This is a genomic window from Pseudomonas sp. LB3P93, assembly GCF_054898025.1.
Genome location: NZ_CM142713.1, coordinates 3,786,355 through 3,801,208 on the forward strand (window position 1 = coordinate 3,786,355; position 14,854 = coordinate 3,801,208).

Here is a 14,854-nt window from a genome sequence, read left to right on the forward strand (position 1 = left end):
CAAGCCGTGTTGGGGCCAAGGGGCGAGCCGAAGTACGCGGCGTGAACCGTGTTTGCGCGTGTCCAGTTTCCGACCGGCGACGCTTGGCTTCAGAGCCGATCAGCGTTGTCATGGGAGCACTGGCCCAGGAAGCCGGGTACATCTGTTGCAGTATCGAACCCCATGTGAAGCTTCTCGGCGCACACCATGTTTTAGTCTTCAGGAATCAACCGTGGCACGTCCGCAGCTCCATCCGAACCCAGTCTTGCTCCACTTTGTCGAGTTCGAACTCGACGAGACCAACGCCTGTTTGTCACGTAATGGGCAAGCGGTGGCGTTGGCACCGACGCCCTTCACATTGTTATGCGCGCTTGCACGCCAGCCAGGGTCGCTGGTGACCAAGGATGCGTTGCTCGATGCCGTGTGGGGGCATCGGTTCGTCAGCGATTCGGTCCTGAAAACGGCCATCAGCGATTTGCGCAAAGTGCTGGGCGATGACCCCAGGCAGCCTCGCTTCATCGAGACGGTGTCGCGGCGCGGCTATCGCTTCATCGCCTCACCCTCCTCCGCACTTTCGATACCGCCTGCACCCGCAACGGTTGCAACGGCCGGCACACCTCCGCCACCGTCTTTCATCGGTCGCACCGACGAGGTTTCCAGGCTGCAACGGGCCTGGGAGCGGGCGTATAGCGGACAGCGCGCGGTGGTCTGGCTCGCCGGAGAGCCGGGGATTGGCAAGACGACGCTGATCGAATGTTTCCTCGCGAACCTTGGCGATATCGCCTGCGCACGCGGCCATTGCGTGGAGCACTACGGCGCCGGCGAGCCGTATCTGCCGGTGCTGGAGGCGTTAGCCGATCTGTGCCGTAGCGACCCCACCCTGCCGACGCTGATGCGCGCCGTGGCACCGACGTGGCTGCTGCAACTTCCGTGGCTGAGTACCACGCAGGAGAAAGACGCATTGCGGCGCGAGCTTGCCGGCGTCGGCCCGGATCGCATGCTCAGGGAAATGGGTGAGTTACTGGACCGTTACACAGAGCAGCGCCCGCTAATGCTGGTGACCGAAGACCTGCATTGGAGCGATCGGGCGACGGTCCAGCTCATCAACTATGTGGCACGGCGACGTGGCCGCGCGCGGCTGATGTGGCTGTCGAGCTTCCGCCTCGCCGAAGTGGTTGCGCTCGATCATCCCCTTAGCTCGTTGCGCCACGAACTGCGCCAGCAACGTCTGTGCGAAGAAGTGGTGCTCGACCCATTCTCGGAAACCGAGGTCGCTGACTACGTCGCGCTGCGTTCGACCTCGCTGGCACGCGATGAAGCCTTCGTGCGCGCCCTGCACGAGCGGACCGACGGTGTGCCGTTATTCGTTTCGTCAATCGCCAGTGAAGTGATGGGCCCAAAAGACGACAAAGCCACCATCGAGGCTCGGCTTGCAGATCTGGCGGTTCCCGAAAACCTCGCAGCTATCATTGATCACTACATCGCCAGACTGAGTCCGGAGCAACGTACACTCCTCTCGGCCGCAGCGGTGTGCGGGGTCGAATTCAGAATCGAAACGGTTTCACTGGCCCTCGAGCGCGACTTCGCTTCGGTGGCCCACACCTGTGAAGAGCTGATACGCGAACAGGTATGGCTCATACGGTCGCGGGCCACAGAAATTGAAGAGACGCTAGAGCCACCCCACTCTTTCCGACATGCCCTCTTCCGCCAGGTGTTGTACGACCGCACGCCGCGGTCATTGCGCACCCAACTCCATCGCCAGGTCGGCGCCGCCCTCGAACGCGAGCGCACGACCGGCGTACCGGTTGCTGCCTCGGAGCTGGCAATGCACTTCGACCGCGCCCGTCTGCCGATGATTGCGCTGCGTTACTACGCCGAGGCCGCAGAAGCCGCGCTACTGCACTTCAGCCCGGACTTGTGCATTGGCCTCACTGAGCGCGCCTTGGTCCTGCTGATGCAGGCACCCGAAGGGACGGAGCGCAATTCGCTCGAAATTACCCTGGCCACGCTGCAAGGGGTTTCGGCGTTCCACGTGTTCGGTGTCGGCAGCGAAGCCAAGAGCGCCTTCGAACGTGCATACAGGCTGCTAGCGGATGTACCCGAGCACCCCATGCGCGGTCGCCTGCTGCACGGATTCGGCTATCTGCTTGGTCTGCGCGGCGACTATGCGTTGGCGCTCGAGGTGGCGGAGCGTGCAGAAACCCTCTCCTGCGAAGCAAATGATCAAGAGCTCATGCTGGCGGCATGTATCGTCCAGGGCGAGGTGCATCACCTCCAGGGACGCACAAAAACGACTCGCCGTTGGCTGGAACGCGCCCTCGCGATCGCCGAGCCGCTGGACATCGGGACGAACGAGATTTTTGCGGCTGATCCTCAGGTCATGCTGCACGGCATGCTGGCCATAGAACTCGTGCGTTCTGGTCTGGTTGAGCAAGCCCGAGTCCATATGCAGCAGGCGGGGGTACGCGCGCAGGTGTTGCGTCAGCCCATGACCTCGCTGGTCGCCGCCTGGCAGGAGGTGTTGATCGAGGTGAGGATGGGAAACCACGTGCGTGTGGCTGCGCTGGCCGATGATATGCAGGCGCTGGTCGATGAATATTCTCTCGCCCTCGGGCGTACGGCTTGCCGCTGGTGGCGCGGCTGGGCCGACGCGCGCAACGGTGCACCGCGCGATGGCTACCGTCGCATCCGTGAGGCTTATGAAGAACACACCGGGCTTGGAATGCGCTCCGGTGCCAGCGAGGTGCTCGGCTACGCCACCGAGGCGCTGCTGCTCGCAGGTGATTGCAACGCAGCGCAAGTCGAGTTGCAGGAAGCATTTCGGGTGGGCGAGGAACTGGGCGAGCGCGTTTACCTGCCGCAGCTATTGCTGCTGGAGGCAGCGATCTCGCGAGCGCAGGGTCAGCCCGGCGCCGGCATCGCTGCGGTGCGGCGCGCGGTTGAAGAGGCTCGCGCCCAGGAAGCACCGTGGCTGGAGCTGCAAGCGCTGGTCGAACTGTGCGAGCACCCTGACGCTACGGCGGAGGACCACCAGGCATTGGCCATGCTGGTTGACCAGTCACCCGAAACTGACGGAACCGAGCTGGCAAAACGTGCGCGCTCGCTGATTCACGCTGCCAAGCCGGCATGAAGCGACGCGATTTCTCTGCGGTGAGGGTTACTGTTCCGACCGAAGCCTGACCTTTCGCTTACGACTCGAGCCAGGGGGCGGCTTACGCTGTCGTCGAACTTTCTTGCCCCCCTGGTCTGCGATGATCCTGAACCCTGAATCCAAATACCCGAGCCGCCGCTCATACGTAGTGAAACTGCGTAGCGACGCCGCGCCGGGGGCCCTGGTGGGCCGCCTCGAAAACCTGGTCACCGGACGACAGCGCGAATTTTCGTCCGCCGAAGAACTGTTGGAGTCGATTGCCTCGGACCTCGCGTTGGCAACCGGCGAGCACACGGCCGATGCCGGCGGCGAGTGAAGCCCCCACCACGAATCAGCGCTCGATATGGCGACCGAACGGCGACCCTTCGCTGACGACTTCGCGCACACCGGGCCCTACGCTGATGCCACCTCGAATTTTCACGAGTCCCAATCCGATGCCGCGACTTCCAGCTTTCCATCTGTTGACCCGCAACGGGCAGACGCCCCTGCAATATGCCGAACGCATGGTCAGCATCGTCATGGGGGCAGCGCTCGCCGCGTCTGTTGCCCTGGTCTTGACCGGTTGCTCCACCGAGGTGCTCACGCCGTCGGTAGACCTGCCGAGCCACTTCTCCGCGAGCACGGCCTCCGAAATGGAACCCGAGGCGGCATGGTGGGAGGTTTACCACGACCCGGTTCTGACGGATCTGGTGCGCCGGGCCGCGCGTGAGAACCGCGACGTCAAGATTGCAGCCGAGCGCCTGCACGCCGCACGAGCCGGCGAAACGGTCAGCCAGTCCTGGCTGTTCCCGAGCGTCGGCGCATCCGTCTCCGGCAGCGATCGCAGCAGTGGCTACAACTCGGCCACGAAACAGGGTTATCCGGATACCAAGACCACCAGTGCAGGCCTGGACGTCTCGTGGGAGCTCGACCTGAGCGGCCGTCTGCGAGCCGGCGCAGCGGCGGCTGACGCCGATGCGCTGGCTGCGGAGCACAACATGCGTGGCGTACGCCTGCTGGTGATGAGCGACGTCGTCAGCAACTACTTCACACTGGTCGGCGCACAACGCCAGGTCGCGACACTGCGCGCTATTTCCGCGATGCAGGACGAGACGTTGCGTCTGGTCGTGGCGCGCCAGCAGACGGGGCTGGCATCCGCATTCGACGTCGAACGCGCGCAGACCGACGCCTTGTCGGCGCGGGCGCAGATTCCGCCGCTGGAAACGCAGGTGGCTGTGTCGCGCCATCGTATCGCGGTGCTGATTGCCGACCAGTCTTTCAATACCGCGAACATCCAGACTTCGATCAGCGATGTGACAGTGGTGCCCGAGGCCAAGCCGGGCCAGCCCGCCGAGCTGCTGCAACGCCGACCTGACGTGCTGGCGCTGATGGCGCAACTCGATGCAGCCAATGCGCGCCGCAAGCAGGCCGCGGCCGAGTGGTTCCCGCGGCTGTTCCTCGATGCCTCCTTCGGACGCCAGGGCTTGAGCCTGAACGGCGCCGATCTCGGCGTTGCACGCTTCACCAACGTGGCGGGCCTGCTGGCAATGCCGCTCTTTAACGCCGGGCGCACGCAAGCGATCAACGATGCTGCCGAAAGTGCTCAACAAGAGGCGCTGCTACGCGCCGAGGACGGGATCGTACGGGCGCTCGAGGATGTGGAAAACGCCCTCGTCACGCTGGCGCAGGAACGCCGCCGCGCCGGGTCGCTGCAATTGGCCGCCGCGTCCGCCGAGGCTGCGCAGAACCGCGCCCAATCACTCTATAACCGCGGGCAGATCGACCTGTTGCCACTGTTGGATTCGCAGCGGGCGCGCCTGGCGGCACGCCTGAACTCCAATGAAAGCAACACCCGCCTGCTGATCGATAGCGTGCAGCTCTATAAGGCACTGGGCGGGGGCTGGCAGGTGTTCGAACAACCCTCCAATCCAACCGCATCCGCCAAAGCCGACCGGCCACCACTTTCCTAAGAATCTGTCGTTTTCCAAAGAGGAACCGTCTTGAAGAATTCCCTTACTGCGGCCGGCGCCTTGGCCGTAGCCGTCATGCTGTCCGCGTGTAGCCCCGACCAGCCCACCGTGCAGGCACCACGACCGGTGCGCACCGTTGCAATCAGCTACGACAATGCCCGCGACATCAGTCGCTACGTAGGCACCGTACAGTCGCGACATGAAGTCGACCAAGCCTTCCGCGTGGGTGGCAAGGTAGCCCAGCGCAAGGTCGATGTAGGCCAGTTTGTGCGTGAAGGCGACATCCTGGCTGTACTGGATGACGCCGACTACCGCCTCGCCGAAGAAGCGTCGCGACAACAGTGGACGGTTGCCGTCGAACAGACGCGTCAGGCCGACTCGGACCGCCAGCGCCTGACCGCTCTGAAGACTGACGGCTCGGTCAGCGCGGCCGACGCCGAGCGCGCTCAGACCAATGCCCAAACCGCGCATGCGACCTCCGAGGCCGAGGCTCGAAAGCTCGAACTCGCGCGCAACCGCCTCAAGTACACCGTGCTGCGCGCCTCGCGTAGTGGGGTCGTCACGGGTGTGCGCTTTGAGGCTGGGCAAGTCGTGCCGGAGGGTCAACCGGTTGTCTCGATCGCGAACCCGGATGAATCCGAGATCGTCATCGACGTGCCCGAGGATCAGCTAACCGTCTTCAAGGACGCGCGCTTCAAGGCCTCGCTGGCCAGTGCGCCGAACGAGGTCTTCGATGTCACGCTGCGCGAGCTGTCGCCGCAGGCGGCAGCGCAGACGCGCACCTATCGCGCGCGGCTCAAGCCGTTACAGGCGCTGCCGCTGGGCGCCACCGCCACGGTGATGGCCGAGCGAGTCATGACAAGTGTCTCTGTGGCGGCAGTGCCAGCCACTGCATTGACGCAGATTGGCGGCCAGCCGGCGCTGTGGGTGGTCACGCCCACGGGCAATGATCCGGCAGGCATCGTCGATCTGGAGCGTGTGGCAGTTTGGGGCTACCGCAATGACCAGGTGCTCGTCTCAGGGCCGCAGGCTGGCGTATTGGTCATCACTGCCGGCGTCCAGAAGATGACGTCCGGCCTGAAGGTCGCGCTTCCCGGCGCAGCGATTGTTGACGCGAACACCACACAGCAGGCCGCCCGATGAACAATTTCAACCTCACCGACTGGGCGCTGCGCCATCGCGCCATCGTTCTGTTCATGCTCCTCATTGTGGCGTTGGCCGGTGCCTTCAGCTTCACCCGGCTCGGTCAGCTGGAAGACCCGAACTTTTCCGTACCCTCCATGACCGCCATGGTCATCTGGCCGGGCGCCACTGCCCAGCAGTTGCAGGACCAGGTCCTCAACCGCATGGAGAAGAAATTCGAACAGATCGACAACTTCGAAAAGGTGGTCACCTACGCGCGTCAAGGATACGCAGGCATGACGCTCACCGTGCGCGGCGGCACTTCCAAGGCTGACCAGCGCGAAGCCTGGTACCAGGCGCGCAAGAAACTCAACGACCTGAGCCTCGAGATGCCTGACGGTGTGATCGGCCCGGTCCTGAACGACGAGTACGGCGACGTGTATGGCCTGATGTACGCGGTCAAGGGTGACGGCGTCGGTCACGCTGACCTGTCGGCCGCGGCTGAGGACATCAAGCGCCAGATGCTGAAGGTGCCGATGGTCAAAAAGATCGATCTCATCGGCAAACAGGCCAAGCGTGTCTACGTCGAGTTCTCGCACGAGCGCCTGGCCGCACTGGGCATTACCCCGCTGGCCATCGCCGACAGCCTCAAAAGCCAGAACTCAATGCTGCCCGCAGGCCAGATCGACACCCGCGGCGACCGTGTCATGGTGCGCGTGAGTGGCCAATTCGCCAGCGAAGAGGCTATCCGCAACGTGCCCATCTCTGCGGGCGGCCGGCTGATCAAGCTCGGCGACATCGCGACCGTTACCCGTGGCTTTGAGGATCCGCCGACCTACACGGTGCGCCACAACGGCCAGCCGGTGCTGATGCTCGGCATCACAATGACCAGCGACGGCAACATCGTGGACCTCGGCAAGGCGATGAACACAGCAGTCGCCAAGATCCAGTCGGAGCTTCCACATGGCGTGGAGCTGGAACTCGTGGCCGACCAGCCAACCACGGTGAAGGATGCAATCCTGGACTTCGGGCGCGCACTGGCCGAGGCGCTGATCATCGTGATCGCGGTCAGCCTGGCCAGCCTGGGCTGGCGCGCCGGACTCGTGGTTGCGGCGACGGTGCCGCTTGTGCTGGGCGGCGTGGCGCTGGTGATGCTGGCGATGGGCTGGAACCTCGAACGCATCTCGCTCGGCTCATTGATTATCGCCTTGGGACTGCTGGTGGATGACGCGATTATCGCCATCGAGATGATGGTGGCGAAGATGGAAACCGGCATGGACCGCGTAAAAGCGGCCGCCTTCTCCTATCAGTCCACCGCCATGCCACGCCTGACCGGCGCACTCATCACCGTCGTAGGCTTCTTGCCGATCGGCCTATCGAAGTCCACCACCGGCGAGTACGCGGGTGGCATTTTCTGGATCGTCGGTGCCGCGGTGCTGTTCTCGTGGATCTGTTCCGGCATCTTCACGCCGTACCTGGCAGTGAAGATGCTGCCCAACGATTTGGGCAAGCACCAGCACGCCGATCCGCACGACACGAAGTTTTACCGCAGCCTGCGCCGCCTGATCGACGCCGCCATCGAGCGCCGCTGGGTGGTCATCGGTGCGACAGTTGGCGCGCTGGTGCTTGCTCTGGCTTGCATCAAGCTGGTGCCGCAGCAATTCTTCCCCAACAGTTCGCGCCCTGAACTGGTCATTGACCTGCGCGTCAAGGAAGGCTCCTCGTTCGCCGCGACAACCGAGCAGGTCAAGCACATGGAGGAGATCCTGGCGAAGGACGAGGACGTGCGTTTCTATACCGCCTACACCGGCGCCGGTGCGCCGCGCTTTTATCTCTCGCTCAACCCCGAACTGCCGAATCCGGGATTTGCCCAGTTCGTTGTGATGACCAAGGATCTGGATGCACGCGAGCGAGTACGTTCGCGGCTGGTGGCCTCGGCTGACCAACAATTCCCACAGGCGTGGGTACGCGTGACCCGGCTCGAGTTGGGGCCTCCTGTCGGCTACCCGGTGCAGTTCCGGGTCGTAGGCCCCGATACCCAGGTGGTGCGCAAGATCGCCCGCGACGTGGAGAAGGTAGTTGCGTCCAACCCGAAGGTGCGCGACCTCCAGCTTGACTGGAACGACCCGGTGCGCACGCTGAAGGTCGAGCTTGATCAGGACAAGGCGAGCGCGCTGGGCCTCACGCCGGCCGACGTGTCGCTGGCGACCCAGACCGTGATGAACGGCGCAACCCTGTCGCAGCTACGTGAGCGCGAGGACCTGATCGACATCGTGGCCCGTGCCGTGCCAGAGGAACGCTTGAACCTCGACACACTGAAAGACATCAACCTCTACACGCGCCAGGGCACGGTGGTGCCGCTGTCACAAGTCGCACAGGTACGCGCTGAACTGGAAGAGCCGGTACTGTGGCGCCGCAACCGCGATATGGCGATCACGGTGCGTGCCGACGTGAAGGATGGAGAACAGGGTGTCTCGGTGACGCAGGAAATCCAGCCGTTGCTTAAGGACATCGAAGCCAAGCTGCCGACGGGGTACCGCATCGATGTGGGCGGAGCGGTTGAGGAAAGTGACAAGGCCAACAAGGCGCTACTCGCAGTGGCCCCGTTGATGTTAATCACTATCCTGCTGTTACTCATGCTGCAACTACAGAACTTCTCCCGCATGTGGATGGTGATGCTGACTGCACCGCTGGGCCTGATCGGTGTGGTGCCGGCGCTGCTTGTATTTCAGTCGCCGCTGGGCTTCGTCGCGATCCTGGGCATCATCGCACTGGGTGGCATGATCATGCGGAACGCAGTGATCCTGATCGATCAAGTGCAAATCGAAATCGCCGAGGGGCGTGACCCGTGGAACGCTGTGCTGGATGCCGCTATTCACCGAGCACGCCCGGTGATGCTGACGGCGCTGGCCACCGTACTCGCAATGGTCCCGCTGACGCGCAGTGTATTTTGGGGGCCGATGGCAATTGCGATCATGGGCGGCCTCACTGTGGCGACGCTGCTGACGATTTTCTTCGTCCCGGCGTTGTACGCCGCATGGTTCAAGGTGGGTCGCCAGTCGGCAGCTGATACTCAACACGTAGAGGAGAACGTCGCGCTCGCTTCCGAGTGAGCAATCATTGCACTGGGCCCTCGACACCACCGTATTAGAGAAGTTTGTTCAGCGTCGTTCTGAAAACAACCAAGGTCAGCCGTGAGGGCCCGGCAAACGTCGGCTGACGGTTTTTATTAGTGATCAGGTCTGGAAACCTACACCGCCGGACGACGCAGTATTTTAAACATCGGCTCTCGTGGCCCGCATCGTTTGAGTCTCGGCCCAATACGACAGAGATCGCGTTTTACAGCGCTGGATGCGCGCACTTGACGCCTCACGTCGTTAAGTGGGAAAACGTGCACGGCCCAAATGGAAGCGCTGGCTTACTTCAAACATCAAGGACGACGCATGAAAACCCTATTGTGCTTGCTGATCGCCACCGGCGTCGGCACCGCGTTGCAACACGCCGGTATCCCCCACGGCCTGTTGCTGGGCTCGATCCTCGCGTCCGCGTTGATCGCCAGCAACCTGCGATTCTCCCCCACCCTGCCCTTCGGCCTTGGTTACGTGCAGATCGTGCTGGGCGTCGCGACCGGGCTGATGTTCACCTCGTGGGACAACCACACAGTAGCGGCCATGTTGCCCAGCCTCGGTTTCATGTTGCTGTGCCTGACGGTCCAGAGCAGCGTGGCCGGTTTCTGGTTGTTCAGGGTCTCGGGCTGGAACCTCAAAGATTCCCTGTTATCCGTGTATCCAGGCGCACTCGCCGCCGTCTTCGACTTGATCGAGTCCGAACGCGCGTCCGGCAAAGTGATCGTTGTGCACCTGGTCCGATTGTTGTCGATCACCTTGCTCGTCAGCTTTTGCATTCCGGGGCATGTCGACATGGCGCTTGTGCAGAGCAGCCCGCTGGACTTGAGCACGGCACTGACGCTGCTGTCGCTAATCGCCATGTGCCTGTTGCTCGGCCGCTTGCTGTTGAGCGTCGGCGTGCCGGCACCGTTCATGCTCACCGCGATCGTCCTCACCGGCGCCTACATCAAGCTGGGCTACCTCGAAACGTTCCACCTGCCGCAGTGGAGTGTCGACTCTGCCGCCGTCCTCATCGGCGTGCTGATTGGCTCGAAATTCAAGGACATCACCTTCGCCGAACTCGTCCGTCATGGTCGCGCCGGGCTGATCGCCGTCGCCTTGATGCTGGTGATCGCAGCGGCGTTTGCCGGCGTGGCGGGACGGGTGATGGGCAGCGATCCCTTGTCGTTGTGGCTGGCATACATGCCGGGCGCCATCGAGACCATCGCCATCGTTGCGTTCAGCGGCGGGTTGAACGTGGTGTTCATCCTGACTCATCACTTGGTGCGGATGGTCGTGCTGCACTTTGCTCCGGCGCTGATCGTACAGGCGCGGCGGTTACGGGAAGAGTGATTGTTGAGAACGGCTGATCTTTTCTTTTTTCGGAGCGATTGCAACCCATTCCGAGCGTAAACAGAGCCTAGGAAAATGAAGCGTGATGCTTGGGAAATGTCCTACATCGGCAGCGGACATCTCTCGTTAGTGTTTCGGCTCCATCTCGATAGGACACCGTCTTATGTCTCTGTTTAAACGTTCGGCTACTGAGTTGTTAGGTACGTTCTGGCTGGTGTTTGGTGGTTGCGGCAGTGCAGTGTTGGCCGCGACGTTTCCAGGCGTGGGAATTGGTTTACTGGGTGTTTCCCTGGCGTTTGGTTTGACAGTGCTGACGATGGCCTTCGCCATCGGCCACATTTCCGGCTGTCATCTCAACCCCGCGGTCTCGGTCGGACTGGTAGTGGGTGGAAGATTTCCGGCCAAAGAACTGCCCGCTTACATCCTCGCCCAAGTGTTGGGCGGGGTAATTGCAGCAGCCCTGCTGTACTTCATTGCCACTGGCAAACCCGGCTTCGAACTGGCCAGCGGCCTCGCGTCCAATGGCTACGGCGAACACTCGCCAGGTGGCTACTCGATGGCGGCGGGGTTTGTCACAGAGTTGGTGATGACCGCGATGTTCATCCTGATCATCCTCGGTTCCACCGACAAACGTGCCCCTGCCGGTCTGGCACCGATTGCTATCGGCCTGGGGCTGACCCTGATCCACCTGATCTCGATCCCCGTCACGAATACCTCGGTCAACCCGGCGCGCAGCACTGGCCCGGCACTGATTGTGGGTGGCTGGGCGATTGAGCAACTGTGGCTATTCTGGTTGGCGCCGATGTTGGGTGCCGTCATCGGTGGCGTGACCTATCGTTGGCTGGGTAAAGACAACCGTTAACCAGTGTGGCGATGATCAGCTTTGTTCATAGAGCAAGGCGCGAAGCCATCGCCATCGGCAATTTCTGCCGCAACGCCTCCCACTGTGGAGGCGTTGTGCTTTTTGGCTGACGGGAGGAAGGGACTAAACGGGAGAGATCGTGGCCAGGGCACCAATCAAAATGGTTAACACCAGAAATCCACCCAGGAAAATTGCCATCTTGCCCATAGGGCCTCCTACATTATGAGTTTACGGTGCAGTGACTAAGCGAGTGCGGACCGTGGCGTCATTGTGAGCCTCTGGCTGGGTGCATTACAGAGGCAGATGGCGAAGGAAAATACGGATCAGAGTGAGGCCACAGGCTATGCATAAATCCCATGTAGCAGCTGCCGAGCAGCGCGAGGCTGCGTCCGAGGACGAAGTCCTCGCAAACCCGGTAAACGAGGTACTCCTGCAAAAACCAGTCGCCTGATTTTACGACTGCTTTGCAGCCGAACGCAGCCTCGCAGGCTCGACAGCTGCTACATCGGGATTTATGCCGATTTCCCTGCAGCGACGGTTTGTCCGTTCGCCACAGGGATGGTGATTTACGCTTTCGGCTCGACGTTATCCAACGCCTGGTTCACCGCCAATTCGCCCAACATCACCACTTGCGTAATCCCCAGCAAGGTCTTGCGATGGGAGTTATCCAGTAACGCCGCGAAATTGCTGAGCATGGTGGTGGCCGAACCCAGTGATTCGCTGGCGTTGGCCAGCAGGGATTCGGTGTCGTACTTGGGGTTGGCGAGGAACATGGGTTCGGGTTCGTGGGTGCTGGCCATGATGTGGGCGCCCGGATTGAGGTAGTGGTCGAGGGCGCGTTCGGCGGCGTCGTTGAGTTTTTTGGAATCGAGGGATTCGTAGGGGGATGCCGGATCAGTATCCGGTGGATTTGGCGTTGGTTTGAACATAGATGAAACTCCTGGAAGAACTAATGAGGAGCCATCACCCTTCGCTACCAAACGAATGGGAGGCGGCCATACGCGGGTTGGTAGACCGGTCCAGGAACCCGGCGCCCCGAAGGAGCCCTGCGCATGACCACCATAAAAAACAGAGATTAAAACAACCTCTGCAAAAGGTGGCGCTATGCGCCTGGAATACCGGGCTACCAAACCCGATCACTGTTTTTCAGTGACCCAGCAACGATAAAACCCGCGCCCCAGACGCACAAGCCGGCGGATTCTGTCTTACGTGTAGGGGGTGGCGCAAGGCGATGTAGCCTTGATGCGGTAACAGCAAGCTTCATTTAAACGTGCCTGAGTTTTTTTGTTTAAACGGGCTGTTGGCGAAACAATTTCCGCCCCCAAAGTAACCGAATCCCAGACACAAAAAAGCCCGCTGACCGTTATCGGTTCAGTGGGCCTTGTACTGCGTGTCACGTTAACGCGTTGTCAGGCGTATTCAACGGAATGTTCCATTTAAAAATTTTCTGCCTCGGGCGCACGGAAGGCCTTGCTGTAATAGCCGGACTGGTCGAAACAGCACACCTGCTTCTTGCCGGTTGCAAGCATATCGCAGGCATCACCAATGCGCTTTTGCCGCGTCTTGAGTTGCTTGGCTGAAGTAATCCAGTGGATCCAGTCTACTCGTGCGAGGGTCGTTGTATTGTTCCAGACTTTACGAGCCTCAGGACTGGCTGCCAGTGCTTCCTCAAAATCTGCCGGGAGGTCAGGCTCGGGTTCCTTCTTCACCGGGGTTAGCTCGAGTGTAACGATATCCCCAACGGCCACACCGGCGGCGTCGAGTAACTCGCTACTTACCTTCAGCCAATGGCTCAGCTGGCCATCGGGCTCAAGGGTTGCCTGGAAAGGTTGCCCATTGATTGTGCCTTCAACTGTCGTCCTTCCTCGCCTCGGAAGCGGTTCACTCGCGTCTCTTGGCAGTACTGCGAACGCCCACGACGTATCATTACCGGGCTTTGCCGGACGAAGAAGCTTTGCTTCGAATCGGGATTTCACATCGATTGTTGTCATTGCAACTCCTCCAACTGATACGCCTGACTACTTTCTGGCGACATCACTGCCGCGTTCAAATGCGACAGTGATGACGCCAAGTTGAGCGCTTATTTACCCATCACCTCGTCCAGTGCCTGCTCGAGGGTGCTGACCGTGCGCTCGATATTGTGCAGCTTTTCGAGTCCGAACAGACCGATGCGGAAGGTCTGGAAGTCGGCTGGCTCGTCGCATTGCAACGGCACTCCGGCGGCGATCTGCAGGCCGTGGCTGGCAAATTTCTTACCGCTCTTGATGTCGGCATCATCGGTGTAACTCACCACTACGCCAGGGGCCTGAAAGCCGGTTGCGGCCACGCTTTTGATGCCTTTGCCGGTCAACATTGCGCGCACCCGATCGCCCAGAGCCTGTTGCTCGCCGCGGACCTTGTCGAAACCGTAGGCTTGCGTCTCTTTCATCACTTCGTTAAATCGCGCGAGAGAATCGCTGGGCATGGTCGCATGGTAGGCATGCCCGCCCTGTTCGTAGGCCTGCATGATCTGAAGCCACTTTTTCAGGTCGCAGGCGAAGCTGCTGCTTTGCGTTTGTTCGATGCGCTCGAGGGCCAAAGAACTGAGCATCACCAAGGCGCAGCAAGGGGAGGCGCTCCAGCCTTTCTGTGGTGCGCTGATCAGCAGGTCGACGGCGCATTTGTGCATATCAACCCAAAGCGTGCCCGAGGCGATGCAGTCCAGCACGAACAGGCCACCCACCGCATGCACGGCGTCGCCGACGGCCCGCAGGTACTCGTCGGGCAGGATAATCCCTGATGAGGTTTCAACGTGGGGGGCGAAGACAATCTGCGGCCTCGAAGCCGCAATGGCTGCCAGCACTTCGTCCAGAGGGGGTGGGGCGTAAGCAGCCTGGCGACCCGTGTCGACCGGTCGGGCTTTCAGCACCGTGGTGGCCGCCGGGATGTTGCCCATTTCAAGGATCTGGCTCCAGCGATAACTGAACCAGCCGTTGCGTATCACGAGACATTGCTGGCCGGTGGCAAACTGTCGCGCCACCGCTTCCATGCCGAATGTGCCGCTGCCCGGGACCACCGCAACAGCCTGGGCGTTGTAGACCTGTTTCAGGGTCTTGGAAATGTTCTTCATCACGCCTTGAAATGACTGTGACATGTGGTTGAGCGAGCGGTCCGTGTAGACCACCGAGTACTCGACCAGCCCCTCAGGATCGATACCGGGATATATCTTTGACATGGGGTGACTCCTTTGGCAGAGATGTCAGTGGTATCGACCCTGCCCTAAGCCTTGGCAAATGACAAGATTGCTCGGGATTGAATTGCGACTTCTGTCGAGCGACTGGCATCACCAGTG

At 61.3% G+C, this 14,854-nt stretch carries 10 protein-coding genes; 7 read left to right on the top strand and 3 right to left on the bottom strand.

Translation table 11 applies throughout. The annotated features are described in order from the left end of the window. Window positions 1–211: 211 nt before the first annotated feature. The 7 genes from ACYZT8_RS17060 (at window position 212) to aqpZ (ending at window position 11,523) form a co-directional block, all read left to right on the top strand. A complete protein-coding gene (locus tag ACYZT8_RS17060; protein WP_461974425.1) occupies window positions 212–3,109 on the top strand; it encodes an AAA family ATPase in 2,898 nt (965 codons plus the stop codon). 121 nt (window positions 3,110–3,230) lie between these two features. Next, window positions 3,231–3,446, top strand: a complete 216-nt coding sequence (locus tag ACYZT8_RS17065; protein WP_461982501.1) for a hypothetical protein — start codon at window positions 3,231–3,233, stop codon at window positions 3,444–3,446. Between the two features lie 118 nt (window positions 3,447–3,564). Beyond that, window positions 3,565–5,079 (top strand): TolC family protein, encoded by a 1,515-nt coding sequence (locus ACYZT8_RS17070; protein ID WP_461974427.1) that lies wholly within the window; start codon window positions 3,565–3,567, stop codon window positions 5,077–5,079. Between the two features lie 30 nt (window positions 5,080–5,109). Continuing rightward, window positions 5,110–6,222: an efflux RND transporter periplasmic adaptor subunit gene (locus ACYZT8_RS17075; protein WP_461974429.1), complete on the top strand. Its 1,113-nt coding sequence runs from the start codon at window positions 5,110–5,112 to the stop codon at window positions 6,220–6,222. Further along, entirely contained in the window at window positions 6,219–9,314 is a 3,096-nt protein-coding gene (locus tag ACYZT8_RS17080) for an efflux RND transporter permease subunit (protein ID WP_461974431.1), read from the top strand. The genes ACYZT8_RS17075 and ACYZT8_RS17080 overlap by 4 nt, the downstream gene beginning before the upstream one ends. Before the next feature lie 330 nt (window positions 9,315–9,644). Continuing rightward, window positions 9,645–10,661, top strand: a complete 1,017-nt coding sequence (locus ACYZT8_RS17085; RefSeq protein WP_461974433.1) for an AbrB family transcriptional regulator — start codon at window positions 9,645–9,647, stop codon at window positions 10,659–10,661. A 163-nt stretch (window positions 10,662–10,824) separates the two neighbouring features. After that, window positions 10,825–11,523 (top strand): aquaporin Z, encoded by a 699-nt coding sequence (aqpZ, locus tag ACYZT8_RS17090; protein ID WP_461974435.1) that lies wholly within the window; start codon window positions 10,825–10,827, stop codon window positions 11,521–11,523. A 566-nt stretch (window positions 11,524–12,089) separates the two neighbouring features. Here the strand turns inward: aqpZ and ACYZT8_RS17095 are convergent. From ACYZT8_RS17095 to ACYZT8_RS17105, 3 genes are all read right to left on the bottom strand, one after another. After that, the gene (locus tag ACYZT8_RS17095; protein ID WP_461974437.1) at window positions 12,090–12,452 is read right to left on the bottom strand and encodes a DUF6124 family protein; all 363 of its coding nucleotides are present in this window, start codon (window positions 12,450–12,452) and stop codon (window positions 12,090–12,092) included. A 507-nt stretch (window positions 12,453–12,959) separates the two neighbouring features. Next, window positions 12,960–13,514 (bottom strand): YdeI/OmpD-associated family protein, encoded by a 555-nt coding sequence (locus tag ACYZT8_RS17100; protein ID WP_461974439.1) that lies wholly within the window; start codon window positions 13,512–13,514, stop codon window positions 12,960–12,962. Between the two features lie 89 nt (window positions 13,515–13,603). Further along, on the bottom strand, window positions 13,604–14,737 hold the full coding sequence (locus ACYZT8_RS17105) for an aminotransferase class V-fold PLP-dependent enzyme (RefSeq protein WP_461974441.1): 1,134 nt from the start codon (window positions 14,735–14,737) through the stop codon (window positions 13,604–13,606). Window positions 14,738–14,854 lie beyond the last annotated feature (117 nt).